The organism is Flagellimonas profundi, assembly GCF_017313275.1.
Lineage (GTDB): Bacteria > Bacteroidota > Bacteroidia > Flavobacteriales > Flavobacteriaceae > Flagellimonas > Flagellimonas profundi.
Map to the genome: position 1 here is coordinate 117,622 of NZ_JAFLNM010000001.1, position 15,063 is coordinate 132,684.

Annotated in this window: 16 protein-coding genes; 2 read left to right on the plus strand and 14 right to left on the minus strand. The window is 42.7% G+C overall.

The annotated features are described in order from the left end of the window. Positions 1–56 precede the first annotated feature (56 nt). The 11 genes from J0654_RS00570 to J0654_RS00620 form a co-directional block, all read right to left on the minus strand. Positions 57–1,127, minus strand: coding sequence for a flavin reductase family protein (locus J0654_RS00570; RefSeq protein ID WP_207025710.1), 1,071 nt, complete (start codon positions 1,125–1,127; stop codon positions 57–59). Between the two features lie 109 nt (positions 1,128–1,236). After that, positions 1,237–1,653: a hypothetical protein gene (locus tag J0654_RS00575; RefSeq protein ID WP_207025711.1), complete on the minus strand. Its 417-nt coding sequence runs from the start codon at positions 1,651–1,653 to the stop codon at positions 1,237–1,239. 107 nt (positions 1,654–1,760) lie between these two features. Continuing rightward, positions 1,761–2,006, minus strand: a complete 246-nt coding sequence (locus tag J0654_RS00580) for a heavy-metal-associated domain-containing protein (RefSeq protein WP_207025712.1) — start codon at positions 2,004–2,006, stop codon at positions 1,761–1,763. Positions 2,007–2,114: 108 nt separating this feature from the next. Next, positions 2,115–2,624 (minus strand): plastocyanin/azurin family copper-binding protein, encoded by a 510-nt coding sequence (locus J0654_RS00585; protein WP_207025713.1) that lies wholly within the window; start codon positions 2,622–2,624, stop codon positions 2,115–2,117. A 165-nt stretch (positions 2,625–2,789) separates the two neighbouring features. Continuing rightward, a complete protein-coding gene (locus J0654_RS00590) occupies positions 2,790–3,134 on the minus strand; it encodes a four-helix bundle copper-binding protein (RefSeq protein ID WP_207025714.1) in 345 nt (114 codons plus the stop codon). 171 nt (positions 3,135–3,305) lie between these two features. Further along, entirely contained in the window at positions 3,306–3,710 is a 405-nt protein-coding gene (locus J0654_RS00595) for a hypothetical protein (protein ID WP_207025715.1), read from the minus strand. Between the two features lie 244 nt (positions 3,711–3,954). After that, positions 3,955–4,338: a hypothetical protein gene (locus J0654_RS00600; RefSeq protein WP_207025716.1), complete on the minus strand. Its 384-nt coding sequence runs from the start codon at positions 4,336–4,338 to the stop codon at positions 3,955–3,957. Between the two features lie 50 nt (positions 4,339–4,388). Continuing rightward, positions 4,389–5,342, minus strand: coding sequence for a cation diffusion facilitator family transporter (locus J0654_RS00605; protein ID WP_207025717.1), 954 nt, complete (start codon positions 5,340–5,342; stop codon positions 4,389–4,391). A gap of 11 nt (positions 5,343–5,353) precedes the next feature. Beyond that, the gene (locus J0654_RS00610; protein ID WP_207025719.1) at positions 5,354–5,626 is read right to left on the minus strand and encodes a DUF5661 family protein; all 273 of its coding nucleotides are present in this window, start codon (positions 5,624–5,626) and stop codon (positions 5,354–5,356) included. A gap of 88 nt (positions 5,627–5,714) precedes the next feature. Next, positions 5,715–8,126, minus strand: coding sequence for a heavy metal translocating P-type ATPase (locus J0654_RS00615; protein ID WP_207025725.1), 2,412 nt, complete (start codon positions 8,124–8,126; stop codon positions 5,715–5,717). A 90-nt stretch (positions 8,127–8,216) separates the two neighbouring features. Continuing rightward, entirely contained in the window at positions 8,217–8,780 is a 564-nt protein-coding gene (locus J0654_RS00620) for a helix-turn-helix domain-containing protein (protein ID WP_207025726.1), read from the minus strand. 426 nt (positions 8,781–9,206) lie between these two features. On the opposite strand from J0654_RS00620, the gene J0654_RS00625 reads away from it, so the two are divergent. Both J0654_RS00625 and J0654_RS00630 read left to right on the plus strand, forming a co-directional pair. Continuing rightward, positions 9,207–9,392: a hypothetical protein gene (locus J0654_RS00625; RefSeq protein WP_207025727.1), complete on the plus strand. Its 186-nt coding sequence runs from the start codon at positions 9,207–9,209 to the stop codon at positions 9,390–9,392. A gap of 234 nt (positions 9,393–9,626) precedes the next feature. Beyond that, positions 9,627–10,103, plus strand: coding sequence for a hypothetical protein (locus tag J0654_RS00630; RefSeq protein ID WP_207025728.1), 477 nt, complete (start codon positions 9,627–9,629; stop codon positions 10,101–10,103). 41 nt (positions 10,104–10,144) lie between these two features. On the opposite strand, the gene J0654_RS00635 is transcribed toward J0654_RS00630, so the two are convergent. Genes J0654_RS00635 through J0654_RS00645 form a run of 3 tightly spaced genes read right to left on the minus strand, consistent with a single transcriptional unit; the run spans position 10,145 to position 15,057 of the window. Further along, positions 10,145–13,501, minus strand: a complete 3,357-nt coding sequence (locus J0654_RS00635; RefSeq protein ID WP_207025730.1) for a TraQ conjugal transfer family protein — start codon at positions 13,499–13,501, stop codon at positions 10,145–10,147. 15 nt (positions 13,502–13,516) lie between these two features. Continuing rightward, on the minus strand, positions 13,517–14,062 hold the full coding sequence (locus J0654_RS00640) for a conjugal transfer protein TraO (RefSeq protein WP_207025734.1): 546 nt from the start codon (positions 14,060–14,062) through the stop codon (positions 13,517–13,519). Positions 14,063–14,064: 2 nt separating this feature from the next. Next, entirely contained in the window at positions 14,065–15,057 is a 993-nt protein-coding gene (locus J0654_RS00645; protein WP_207025735.1) for a DUF4138 domain-containing protein, read from the minus strand. Between the last annotated feature and the right edge of the window lie 6 nt (positions 15,058–15,063).

Below are 15,063 nucleotides of genomic sequence, written 5' to 3' on the forward strand. Positions count from 1 at the left end.
ATTATTATTTAAAATAAGGGCAAAGCAATCGTTTTGCCCTATGTATGATAAGGTTGTTATTGTATCGTAACACAAACATCTGCATTCATTGGATAGCTTTGGCATAGCAAAATTATTCCCTCTGCCATATCCTGTTCTGTTAATGCGCCGTTATGGAGCATCCTAACTTCTCCATCTGTTTTTAATGCCCAACAAGCCCCGCAGGTTCCGTTCTTACAGGAACTTGACACTTTGATATGATGCTCTTTCATCGCATCCAAAAGCGACTGCTTCGGCTGCACCTCAATGAGTGAAGTGCATTCATAGGTTTGTTTTTCATCATTTTCGTAATAATCCTCGTAATAGTTTACAATCACATCTTTGGCAATACCGTTCGTTTCCAAATCGCCCGGATCCAACGGAACCGGGTCAAAGTATTCCAAATGGATATGGTCTTTGGGAATGTTCAAACCAATTAAAGCATCCCGGTACAAATCCATCAGCCCATTTGGTCCACAGATGAAGTAATGGGCTGCCTGAACCTCGCCAACAAGTCTTTTAATAACCGAACGTAAAACAAGCAGATTAAACCTGCCTGCAACGTGGTTGATTTTGGTGGAAATAAAATCGGGTGCGGTAAAGGAATAACAAATATTCAGTTCTTGCGCTGCCTGCATCGCTTCCAATTCATTCCAAAATATGGTATCTTCCGGTGTTTTGTTACTGTACACCAGTAAGGGAATTTGGCTGCTGCTTTCAATACTTTTTAGCATTGAGAACAAAGGCGAAATGCCGCTACCACCTGCCAACAGTACGATTTGGGATTGGGTTGCTATCTGCTCTTCCAAGACAAAGCTGCCAAAGGGGGCTTCTATTTCCCAGGCTTCGATATGGTATGCATTATCCAGTATGTAATTGCTCATCTTGCCACCAGTAACCCTTTTGATAGTAATGGCAGGAAATTCGTCAGAAGGCACCGAACTGAACGAATACGAACGTATAAGTAGTTCGCCATTTATGGTAAGCCTGATGTTGAGATACTGACCGGGCAAGTAAGTAAATGCCTGCTGCTCCGTGTCAAAGTATAGGGTAATGGTATCTTCTGTTTCCTTTGTAATTTTATGTGTTCGCCACGTGTATTTCTTCATTCCTGGGTAGTTTCCTGTCTTGCATTGCTGATAAAAAGAAAACCTCTGCTTCTGTACACAAAGCGAGGTTTCATCAAGACTTCTATTTAAAAGTTTGCTGTTCTGACAATTATAGTCCGTTTTGCTTTTCCTGTTGTCTTTTGATGATTTCGAGCTTGTTTTTTCGTATCTGCTTAAAATGGGCAGATGTTAATCCTGTGTAAGTCATTAATTGCTCGGATAGTTCAGTTGGCTTCTGATAGCCCAACGCTTTAGCGATTTGTGACAACGATTGCTCGGTGTACACCAGTAACTCTTTTACCTTTTCGATAATACGCCTGATATAGATAATTTCAAGGCTTATATCGCATTTAACGAGAAACAGATTGTTCAACTGTTGATAATCCGTTTTAAGTTCGTTAGTAACCTGCACGGCAAACGGTGCAGATATACCTGTATCCAATCGGGTCTGAATTATCCGGTCTGCTACATTGCAAACTTTCGTCATTATGTCCGAACAGTCGCCTGAATTTTGTTTCTGTAACATAGCTTTTCATTTATGGAACGAGGTTTTTAACTGTTTCATACTTTGGTGTAGCTTTGGTAAAAATCCCGAAGATGTACCTGCGTACACTCTCCGGGACTGCCCAAAACTTATCCGCAGCATCCTGTTGAACAACTTGAAGCCTTTTCGCTGTCGTCGCCGCCAACTTTGTAGCCTGCTTTTTCAATAGCCTCAACCAACTCTTCTTTCACTTCATCGCTTTCAACCGAAACAGATAATTTTCCTGCTTCCAATTTTTCTACTTTAATGCCGTCAATGTCTTTGATTGCTCCGTTTACTCTTGACTGGCAATGTGCACTTTGCATATCTGGTATGCTTAATTCTACATTTTTCATTTTGAACTTATTTTTTATTGTTATACAAATTTCCGTATTAAACGGGGTGTTACTATTATGGTATTCCTTGTAAGATTTGTGATTTTTACTGATTTGGAAATCGCCGTGTTATTCCACGATTAGTTTGCCTTTCATATAGATGTAATGACCGGGAAACGAGCATAAGAAATCATATGAACCTTTAGTCGGAGCCGTAAAAGTAATTTCTGTGGTTTGCCCGCCGCCAATCATTTCTGTTTTAGCGATTACGGCGTTTTCCATTCCTTTAGGTATGTAGCCGTTGTCTTTAGCATCTATTGCAGCATTAGCAAAGGCATTAAAGTCCGTGCCCTGGGCAAGAATGACAACATTGTGTCCCATTGCCTCAATCGGCACTTTACCCACGTGCTTTAGGATGAGCTTTACGGTTTCGCCTGCTTTGGTTTTCAGTTCGGTTTTGTCGAACTTCATATCATCGCCGCCATTTATGGTAATTACGTTTTCGTTCCCTGTTTCTGCCGGGGCAACAGTTTCTTCTGTTACAGGCTTATTACTCTCCTGTGTGTTCTGTTCTTTTTGCTGATTGTTGTTACAGGCAGTAAATGCAATTACCGACAATGCTAACACTAACTTTTTCATTTCTATTTGAGATTTTATTTGTTATCTGATAGTGCAAATTTCAGTACAACAGGTTAGTTCCTTATTACGCTTTTCCGTGTTTGATTTGTGATATTTACTGATTTGGCAAGGCACAAAAAAAGAGTGTTTAAACAAACCCTCTTTTTTTACAATGATAATAACAGATTAAGCAGCTTTAATCATTTCTTCACAAGCCTGTGCACATTTTCTACACGCTTCAGCGCATTCTTTACAGTGCTCCATTCCCATATTTGCGTGTGCTTCGCACTCATCGGCGCAAGCATTGCAAATTTCGATGCACAGTTTACAAATTTCTTTGCTGAATTTACCATCAAGGCTCAGAACATTTGCTGCTGCCTGGCATATAGCTACGCATTCAAGATTAAGCTGAATACACTTTTTAAGATGTGCTACATCTTTCTCGTTTAAACACGCTACGGCACACTGATTACATAGAGCTATACAATTAAGGCAGGCTTCGATGCAAGATTGGAATTTTGTTTGTATCATAATCTTAAAATTTAAAAAATGTGAATAAATTAAGCGATATCACATAAATGTTAGACCTTAACACAAATGATTTCGTGTAAAATTCCTTGTTTAATTTGTAAGATTTACTGATTTGGGATTACGTGATATTTAAGGTATTATTTTACAAAGGTGAATATCACTTTTTGATTGCTATTCATACTTAGTGGACTTATCGGCTCTCTGATAAGAGCCAAGATTAATAATGTTACTTGCTAAAGTTGTAGCATACAATTCACGTTCTTTTAGTGCTACGGCTTCTTTTAGGACATTATACCTGTCTGGTAACTTATTTACATTACTATAATAGTCGAAAAGTATTGGATTATTTCTAAAATAAATTGTCCTCAATTGCTTCAGTTCAACTGTAATCAGTTCTTTGCTATCAATTGCAATAACATTTTGCGAGATGAGTTGGTAACATTTTATAAGTTCTTCTGAAATTACCAACTCTAATATCGTATTAATGCTTCCAAAAAAGCTAAAGAACCTGCTTCTTGATATTTCCGCAGCCGATATAATGTCAAATATTTTCAAGTCCTTTAAGCTCTTGCTCATTAAGACTGTCCTTACGTTTTTAATGGATTTGCGGACAAGGCTCGCATTCTTTATATCATTGTTCATCATTAGGAAATTCCCTCTGTATCGTTAGACCATAAACAAATCTACCTATAAGCTAAGGGCTTGAAAGTGCGATATGACTGCTAAGATTTGTAATTTTTACGGGTGTAGGGTAAAAAAAAACGGCAGTCCCAATTAAGGAACCACCGTCTTAGCAAACGCAATAAAGCTAAGTTCTACATTATTTTTTCAGTTTGTCAGCAGGCGGGTTATAATCAGCCAATTTCGTTACTTTTACGGTATCAACCCCTGTAATATCCCAAGTGATAGGTATCATTGTCATATACTCACATTTTGGGCACATATCGCCCTCTGAACCTACCATTTCTTTATGACCTGGGCAACCTGTAATCAGGTGTCCGTGGGCATCAATCAGTTCGCCTTTTTCATTCCTATTTTTGGCTGCAATTTTTTCGGCAGGCTTATCAACCACTTGTTCAGTTGCGTGGTCGTGTCCATCGCCCTCGGTGTGTGCGTGTCCGTCCTTTGCAGTTTTGGTATCGCCACCACAAGAGGCTAAGAAGATGGCTAAAGAGGCGAATGCACCTATCAATAATTTGTTCATTTTTATTTTTTTAGAGATTAAAACTTAATTATAAACAGTATTCAATTAGATTAATGATGATGATGGTGGTCGTGTCCTGACGGGTCTGCCTTTACAGTACACAACATCGAATTGTCGTGCTTGTGTTCAGGCGTTTCTAATTGTATAGTGACGTGATGGATGTTCAGGTGTTCCAGTGTGTGTTCGACTTTGCGGAGCAATGTTTCACTTTCCCCAATCGTCATTTTCCCATCCACAACCAAGTGGCAAGTAAGTGCATTCAAGCCGCTTGTAATCGTCCATATATGTAGGTCGTGCATACCGATAACACCATCCGTTTTCAGGATTTTTTCTGTTACCTTTTCGACCTCCACATTTTCCGGTGTTCCCTCCATCAGTATATGTACCGATGATTTGGTAACATAGTAACCGCTTCGCAATACCAGTATGGAAACGATAATACTTGCCAATGGGTCTGCCCATCCCCAACCGAAGAACATAATCAGTAAAGCTGCAATGATAGCACCTACCGAACCCAGCATATCGCTGATAACGTGAAGGTAGGCTCCACGCATATTGAGGTTTTCTTTTACATCAGCACCACGTATCATTATCCAGGCTACAAGTACATTAACCAGTAAGCCGATGAATGCCACAATGAGCATACCGCTTGATTGTATTTCCGGTGGGTTCTGAAAGCGTTCTATCGCTTCGTAAATAATATAGCCTGAAATCAGTATCAGCGTTGCGCCGTTGATAACTGCTGCAAGTATTTCAAATCGTTTGTAGCCATACGTCTTCCCGTAGTCAGCTACTTTACTGCTGAACTTAAATGCCATCAATGCAATGAATAATGATACTGCATCGCTCAACATATGCCCGGCATCGGCTAATAGAGCAAGGCTATTGGTCAGTAATCCGCCGATTACCTCTATTGCCATATAAGCAGTGATGATAATTAAGCTAATGGTCAGTGTCTTTTTATTTGCACTGTGCGAGTGGCTGTGCCCGTGGTCATGTCCCATATTTTCTTGAATTATTGTTTGTCTAATTGAGGCACTTCCATTCCAAAACCTTTGTACAGTCTTGTATAGTAATCTGAAAAAGCGTTTAAATGTGCCAAGGCGATTTTTGCCGTAAGAATAGGGTCGTTACCTGTAACATTGGTTGCCTCATCATGTAATCCATGTTCAAGTTCTACTTCAAGACCAATGCGAAATTCACTTAACGGTATTTTGTTCCAATCAATTTTCAACTGGTCGCCGATAGATTTAGCTTCTTCTGCTGTAAAATGTGCTTTCTTTTCCATTGTTATATTTAATTTTTGATTTGCTGTAGCAAATTTCACAGCAAAACATTTGTAATTAGTTCGTTATTCCTTGTTCCATTTGTAAGGTTTACTTCTTCCATTTCAAACGTAAACTGTTACTTACCACGCTAACACTACTTAGAGCCATCGCTGCACCTGCAATCATCGGGTTTAATAAAAAGCCATTAATGGGGTAAAGAATACCTGCGGCAATCGGAATACCAATAAGGTTATAGATGAACGCCCAAAACAGGTTTTGCTTAATGGTGGCTACTGTCTGCTTTGACAATCTAATCGACTGTGGTATTTTGGTCAGGTCTGATGAAATGATGGTCATTTTAGCCACGTCCATTGCGATATCCGAACCTTTGCCCATTGCTATACTTACGTCGGCTGTTGCCAGTGCGGTACTGTCATTGATACCATCCCCAACCATCGCTACCATTTTGCCTTGTGCTTGCAGTTCTTTTACAAAGTCTGCTTTGTGCTGTGGCAATACTTCTGCCTTATAATGCTTGATGCCTGTTTGTAATGCAATCGCTTTTGCGGTAGCTTCATTATCTCCGGTCAGCATATAAAGGTCTATGCCCATTTCCTGCATTTCTTTGATAGCTGCTACCGATGTTTCTTTGATTTTATCGGCAATAGCCACTACCGAAAGAGCTTGTTTGCTGTTCGCAAACCAAATAACGGTTTTAGACTGTGTGCCCCATTCGTCCGCCTGCTGTTGCAGTTGGTCGGCAATGGTAATATTGTTTTCGGCTAACAGCTTTTTATTACCTACATAGTAGGTATCGTTGTTGTAATCGGCTTTTGCGCCTTTACCTGTGATACTATCGAAGTTGGATAATGCAGTGGCGGAAACGCCTTCCAAATGTTTCACAACGGCTTCAGCTAATGGGTGCTCCGATTGCTTTTCAATACTCAATAAAACATCTTTAGTTGTATCATCATTGTTCAGCCATTGTATGCCAGTTACCTGTGGTCTTCCCTCGGTAATTGTTCCGGTTTTATCCAGTACGATAGCATTTATTTTTTTCGCTAATTCAAGACTTTCGGCATCTTTAATCAGGATGCCGTTTTCAGCACCTTTACCCACGCCTACCATAATAGCGGTCGGTGTAGCTAAGCCTAAAGCACAAGGACAAGCGATAACCAGTACGGTAACGGCTGCTAAAAGACCTTGCACTACGCCGTTGTCGCCTCCTAAGAAGTACCAAAGAATAAATGTAAGAATGGCAATGCTGATTACTACGGGAACGAAAATCCCTGCGATTTTATCTACCAGTTTTTGTACCGGAGCTTTACTCCCCTGTGCATCCTGTACCATTTTGATGATGTGGGCAAGCATTGTTTCTTTACCCACTTTTACCGCCTTAAATTGGAAGCTGCCTTTTTGGTTGATGGTTCCTGCAAATACTTTTTCGTTCTCTTTTTTCAGTACCGGAATAGGCTCGCCGCTTAGCATACTTTCATCTACATACGAGTTGCCCGATACGACCATTCCGTCCACTGCGATTTTTTCGCCCGGCTTAACCAAAATAATGTCGCCTGCGTTTACATCTTCGATAGCTTTTTGTCTTTCGGTTCCGTCAGCTTCTATCACTATAACCGTTTTCGGCTGTAAGCCCATCAGCTTTTTAATAGCTGATGAGGTGTTGCCTTTGGCTTTTTCTTCCAATAGCTTACCTAACAGGATGAATGCGATAATAACGGCTGCTGCTTCAAAATAGACGTGAGCGTGTAAACCCCTTTGATGCCAAAAGTCCATAAACAGCATATTGAACACGCTGAATATGTAAGCAATACCTGTACTCAATGCTACAAGCGTGTCCATATTGGCAGAACGATGTTTCGCCTGCTTCCACGCATTGATAAAAAAGTCTTTGCCTAACCAAAGCACTACCGGAGTGGAGAATGCCCACATTATTTCATTACCATAGGGCATATCCATAAAGAACATACCGATAATGACTACCGGGAGCGATAAGATTACCGCCCAAATGGTTTTGTTTTTAAGTTTTCTGAATTTTTCGGCGTGGATAGCTTCTAAGGTTTCCTGCTGCTTGTTCTCGTCTTCAAGTAAAAGGTCATAACCGCCGTCCTGCACCGCTTTTCTGATTTGCTCGGAATTGGTCATATTTGGCAGGAACTCGACGGTAAGATTGCCTGTACCGTAATTCACTTCGGCATTTACCACACCCGGAGCGTATTTAACCATACTTTCGGCACTGCCTGCACAGGATGCACAGGTCATACCTAAAACGGGATAGGATTGTTTAACGGTCGGAACGCCGTAGCCTAAATCTTTGATTGCTTTTACAGCTTCGCCTACTACCTCATTATCATTTACGGTAATAGCCGCTCTGCGGTTATTTAGCTCTACCTGATAGGTTTCTATGCCTTTTACCTGTGCAAGTCCTTTTTCAACGATTAATGCACAGTGCTCGCTTTCTACATCCTCTAAAGGAATGTATATTGTTTCATTATTTGTTGCCATATTTCGATTGCTTTATTTTCATAATGCAAAGGTGGCAACAATAAAGAGGACTGTTATTGTGAAATTCTGGGTTTGATTTGTAAGATTTACTTAAACCTTATCCAGTGGCTTGCGTTTGTCTTCCCGTATCTGCTTGAAATGGCTCGGTGTAAGCCCCGTTACTTTCTTAAACTGGTTGCTCAAATATGCCACGCTCGAATAATTCATACGGTCGGCAATCTCGCTCAACGACAGCTCATCGTACACCAACAGTTCTTTTATCTTTTCAACTTTCTGTGCGATAAAATACTTTTCGATAGTCGTACCCTCAATATCGGAAAACAGGTTGGAAAGGTAATTGTAATCGTGGTGAAGCGCATCGCTCAACACGTCCGAAAGATTGGTTTTCCCATCGTTGTCCTGATGATGCACCAGGTCAATGATAACGTTCTTTATTTTCTCTATCATCCGGCTCTTCTTGTCGTCGATGACCTGAAAGCCCAAAGGGTCTAAAGTAGTTTCCAATGCTTCACGCTCTGCCGTGGTTAAATCTTTTTTAAGGGTTATTTCGCCCAGTTTTATATTGTTAGCCGTTATGCCGAGCTTGTCGAGTTCGTTCTGAACTACGAGGATGCAACGGTTGCAGACCATATTTTTGATAAATAATGTACTCATATTTCGCTAAATCACAATTCATTTTATTCAATGATTATACAACTACAAATTTAAGATTAAAAATTTATTTGTTGTGAGCGGCTAAGGAGTGCAGATAAGAATAATTATTGTGGAAAATAGCCAAAATCTTCCCCGTTGTAGAGGAATGTTAACGGTTAAAATGATTTTAATTAATAACTTTTTATGTACTCTGATATTGATAACATAATCCTCTGTAGATACCCCAAAAACTAGGTCATTAAGTTTAATCATTCAATTTAGTGAATATGACACGAAGAAAATTTACCTCGAGGTTCAAGACCAAAGTGGTTCTGGAAGCCTTGAAATAGCGATATAGCCTTGCCTAACTTGCTCAGTATTACAAGATGCACCCTATCCGGATAATCGCATGGAAGCGCGATTTCCTCGATGGGGCCAATCAGGTGTTTGAATCGGGAAAGAAGGACGCCTTGCGCTGAGACCGCTCTCCAAACGCAGGAAAATGATACGCAAGGGGCATTCCAAGATGACCATTGCAAGGCAATGCAGAACATTGTCGGTCTATCGCCCGGGGCTGTATTACAGGCCAAGGGGCGAGAGGGAAATGAACCTGAGGCTCATGCGCGAGATTGACGGCACTAATTCCACCATCCCTTCAAGGGGGGCGAGGCGCATGCACATCTGGTGACAAAGAGGGTACAAGGTGAGCAGGAACTTGATCGACCGCCTCTAATACAGGGTAATGGGCCTCTGGGCCGTCCTTTCGGGAAAACACACATAGCGTATGGAATTAGGTGGATTATTTAAGCACGCTTTTATATCGACCATTGATTATTGTAACTTTGATAATCATAAACATTTATAACCATGCGGAATTACTTAGTAATAATTGGATCAACAATCATTCTTTTTTCTTGTAGCTATGATGATAATGTCTTTGTTGATGACAGGGACGAAGCTCTTTTCGGCCAATGGGAATATGAGGGCATTGATTCTGATACTGCAGTGGACATCAACGGGGATGGAACCGTGAACATTGACCTGTACAACACAAACGAAATCCACCAGTGTTTAAAGGACAACCTGACTTTTTTTACGGAAGGACCAATCGGAGAAAAAAACGAGTTTAGGCTTAATGAAAATGGTCTTTCTTGTGGTGAAGTTGACCCATATAGTACGGTGGAATCGGACAAATATGAATTGCTCAACAATGAAATTCTACACTTTGAGAACAGAAATGATATGAGGATCATGGAGTTTACCAAAAACCGACTTGTATTGGAACAGGATGATTTTTTGGATGATCAGGATGTCGTTATCACATATACTTTCAAACGTAGTTGATACGGATATTGAATAAGTGGGGCATAGACCATTAATGAATTTTATACCCTTACCACGGAGCCAGAAGTCCAATCGCTCCATTGCCCATCACTGTCCCGTACCCTTGCTTCATAAGGCTGGTCCAGATATTTCAATCTACTTTCACGGGGTTCGGTCTCCATTTCAAAATACCTGTCGACACCACTTCCCTTGGCTTCATTATAGTTCAACAGCTTAGTATCCCATCGGTTGTCCTGTCTGTTGAAAATACGGACCTCGACCTGTTCCAGGCTTGCCCGGTTATAGGCCTCCGAACAATTTATGCTAAAGCAAGTGTATATCCTCACTTGATAGTCACAACCATTAAGGCCACCGCAATTGATGTTGTGCTTTTCACCCTTGGCCGCAACGGTCGGCAATTTCAACATTTCGATGGATTCACTCTCGGTCTGAGACTGACCGGTGGAATTCTGCACCAAGAAATTGATCACAAAACTTTGATCCGTTTCGGGAAAGAACTGCATTGGTGCACTTCCATAATCCAGAGGAACAATCTCTCCCTCATTGTAGGTAATCCCCTTGTAATGTATGGTTCCTGCACTTGCCCCGGTAAAAGTGAATACCAATGTGTAGCCAACACTCTGGTCATGGCCCGAAGTAGCGTTGGTTATGGCGGTGATATCGAATGGGTCGTTGATGTACTTATCTTGGGCCGATTGGCTGATGTTGAGTGTGAACGGTTCCTGGTATATCTCATAATTCACGTTGACGTTGGCAGTCTTCTCCACATCGGAAGAGGAACGCACCGTAAAGGTCAGATTATGGTTCCCTTCACTGTTCCCGGTATATTTTCCGGAAAATGTGCCCACGGGCACGGTGAAACTTTCCCCAGCCGAATAAGTGTTGCCATTATACTGAAAAGAACCGTTATTGCCGCTGACGGAGAAATACATTTCATAGGTGTCCCCACCAATACCGATTTCGGAAATATTGAAATTCACATCGATTTCCTCCCCTGTGTATGCCTGTTGGGCAGTTCCGGAAGCTGTGAAATTATAGTCCTTGGCCGAAACGTCCACGGCGATGTTCACCGATTTTTCAAGCCCAGTGTCGTTCTTCGCATAAAAAGTCATGCTTACCGTCCCATCATCGGTTCCCTCAAAGCTCCAATTGAAATTGCCCTTTGGTACCCCATAGAGGTTCCCGGGACTCACCACATTGCCATTACTGTCCTTGATGGTGGCATTTCCGTTCATGCTGAAGCGCATGGTATAGTCGGAGGATCCCACGCTCTCGGAAATATTGAAGTTCAGGGAAGTGGTTTCCTCTACGGTAATATCCGAGCTTTGAATGCCCCCCGTAAAGGTGAAGTCGACCTGGTCAAAGGTAATGGTCGCATTGGATGTACGGGTAACGTCAGAACCTGATTTGACACTCAGTACAATACTGTGCTGCCCTGGTTCAAGGCCTGTATAGGTGATATTGTTTGATCCAGGGCCCATTGGGAAATTCTCCCCTGGTCCATAGGAAACCCCATTGACCAACATGGCTCCGTTCTGGCTCGATGAATAAAAGGCGGTATAGGTGTCGTTCGCTCCATCCGGGACTTCATCGATGTTAACGATGATACCAACGGGATTGTTTGAAAATTCGGTTGCCTTTGAAGGGGTCATGACAATACTGAAATCATTGTTGCCCACCACTACAGTGACCTGTTCTTCCAAAAGCTGACCATTACTGTCGCGCAATAAAAAGGAGATTTCATAGGTTCCTGCCTGCTGCCCTATAAAATCATAGGCAAAACTTCCCGGTGTAACGGTAAAATATTGACTGGGCGTTATCGGGGAATTCCCATTATAGAGTTGGCCATCCCCACCCGTAATGAAATAGTTCAGCTCGTAGGAAACCCCATCATAATCCCTTTTTTCGATAAGGCTCAGCGATATGGCCCCTCGTTGGTCCACCAATACCTCACTGTTGTTGGCAGAGGCACTGAAATCAAGTTCCAACTGTTTTGCATCCAGATCTATTTCGACGGGGCCGACCTCTTGCCCAAAATTGTCGGTCACAAGAAAACTGATCTGATGGCTCCCAAGGCTTTCCGGGGTATAGAAAAGGGAAAAGTTTCCAAGGTCGACAGGGTAGTCCGTATTGTTCTGGATATTGTTCCCGCCCGTCCCCATGACCTTGCCATTGCCCTCGGTTATGTTGTAGGAAATGAAATAATCGATATTGGAGGTATTTCCGCCGGATCTGATGTTGAAATTGAGCTGTGTCCTTTGGTTGACAAATACCTGGTTGCTCTCCGCATTGCCACTAAAAGTGAACGGAATATTGGCGATCTCGATTTCCACACTGTCCCTTTTCATCTGGCCGTTGCTGTCGCGAACATCAAAGTAGATCTTCCGTTGTCCGAGCACATTGTCCTTAAAGGTAAAATTGTAATTGCCCGGGAATATGGATCTAAAGGCCCCGGCGTCCATTACGCCCCCATTTTGGTCCCTAACGGTCCCACCACCCTCACTGCCCGGGGAAAAGGAATGTCCGATATTGTAGGTGACTTCACTTTCCCCGTCCTGTGTTTGGAGGTCGATGTTGATGGCGATGTTGGTGTCGAGTTCCACTTGGGTGGAAGCGCCCGTGGCCCGAAAGGTAAAGTTCAGGTTTCCCACATCGAGGACAAGTTCCCTTGTAATCGTAGCGCCATCGGGGGCCTTCGCCACCATGGTCAACTTGTGTTCGCCCAAGGTCTCAGGAAGGTATTCGAGGTCGCTGACCCCTTTGGGGAGCGCAAAGATATCCCCGGGATCATAGGCGGCATCACCAAAATAGACCTTGCCGGTCCCGTTTTCCAATTGGTAGGAAACCTCAAATTCCTGGTTTCCGTTGTTTGCGGGATCTTCGGTGTCCTTGTCCCTTAAAAGGGTCACACTTACGGGATTTTTGCTGTTGATGATAAATTGGTCGGTCCCTTTGCCCAATAAAAAGCCAAAACTTGCATATGTGGTATTATAGACCAGATCCAGTTCCTTTTCGATCTTGTTGGAGTCCCAAGCAAGGAACTTGACCTTATGTGCACCGGTATCGATTGGCATATAACGGAACGACACATCAAAATCCCCGATGGGAATGGTATCGTTCTGGTATATCGTATCATTCCCTATGGACAGGTAGTATCCCTTACCGTTTTCGATACGGTACTTCATATAATAGGAGGTCGTGGTGACCACTTTTTCCGGTTCCACGGAAAAATCCGTCTTGACCGCCTCAAAGACAAAACCATCGTTGTTGTGGTCTTCCGTAAGGGTAAAATCAAAGGAATCCTGGACGATGCCGTCAAAATCCTTACTGCATGCCAGAACAAACAAAAGGCTCAACAGAATTATGGAAACAAGGTGTAGTGGAGTAATTTTTTTCATAGTGTCCAGTTATGTTCAGAATAAAAAGTAACGCAGGCCGATCCCCACATAGGGATAAAAATTGCCGACATCCGAATTGATATGGTAATATTCATTGGCCTTTATCAATAGGGAAAGGTCGTTCCCTAGGATCATCTCCCATTCGACACCTGCATATATTCCATAGATGAACCTGCTCTTGCCATCTATCACGGCCCCGGTCTCCAGGGTATTGTTCCCGTTGTTGATCACTTCATATCCAATGACCCCGCCCCCACCTATATTCAATGCATATCTCCTGAAATTGGGTTGTTCCCAGACCTTGAAGAAACAGCCAGGCTGGACCGTGAAAATATTATAGGGGATATCATAATCCCCCTTGTCCTCCGCAATGGCGGCAAATATGCTCAACTGGGCATAGGTACTCCTGTCCAGATGGTAATTGTACGTTGCCATGATCCCGAAACCGTCCTCTGCATATCCACCGCTGAGACCCACGGAAGAGGCATAGTTCCCGCCCTGCTGCGCGGAAAGGGATATGGCCATAAACAAGAACGAAAAAAGCACCAATGATCTTCCCATAATCAAAATCGTTTAGGATTGTTTATAATGTCCCTGCCAATGGACATGGACAGGTTACGGTTTCCTCCCTCTTCATCGAGTTCCACCAAAAGTTCCTTTTTGTTGTCCAGGGAGAATTTCTTGAGTACGATGACAAAGTGGTTCTCGGTTCCCCCCTTTACGATCCTGGGGACCTTGTACTCGAACAGAAGACCGTTATTTTTATCAATCGGGATTTTCTGTTCGGAAGCGTTCCTGTACGAACTTTTGATGAAGCATTTGATAAAGTTGATATCGAGGTCGACCCCCTCCTTATTTTCCAGCCTGAACTGGATATAGAGCTCGTCGTTGTTATAGTAAACCCCTTTGAGCCACAGGAAGACATCGCCTTTCCGTGCAAAATAACGCGGGATCCACGCCTTATCGAACTGCATGTAATAACTCCTCAACCGATAGTACTCGATGGGGTCGTGGGCATAAAGGTCCGTGGTGGCCAATTCCAACACCGAGTCCTTCGGTATTTTCTCGATCTCTTGCATGGTCAACGAACGGGATTCCTCCGATTTTAGGGGAGAACCTATACTGGAATTAGGTTCTGGAACTTGAATGGACTTTGGTCCCTGATAGGAAATGGCCCTATCATCAATATTGGTCACCGCCATTTCGGGCCCAATGGTCCAAGTCAATTTTTTGGGGCGGGCATCCAGTTTCAGGATAAAATCAAAGAGGTTCCCGGATCTGGTGATGACCGTCAGGTTGGTATAGTTTTCCTTTTCGGTGGCCAGATCATCATAGTATACTTTTAGGATACGAGGGTTGAACCGGCTCCCGATCTCCTTTGGGAAGTCCACTGCAAATCCGATATCGCTCCCAATGATACTTTCGGCGATATCTTCCGGAAAGATCAAGATGGTCTTGAACTTTCTGGAAACCTCGATGGTATCACGGATTCCCTGCGCGGAAAGCCCATGGTCCATCAATAAAAAGAAAAGAAACAATAGTAGTTTTTTACCCATAGAGTG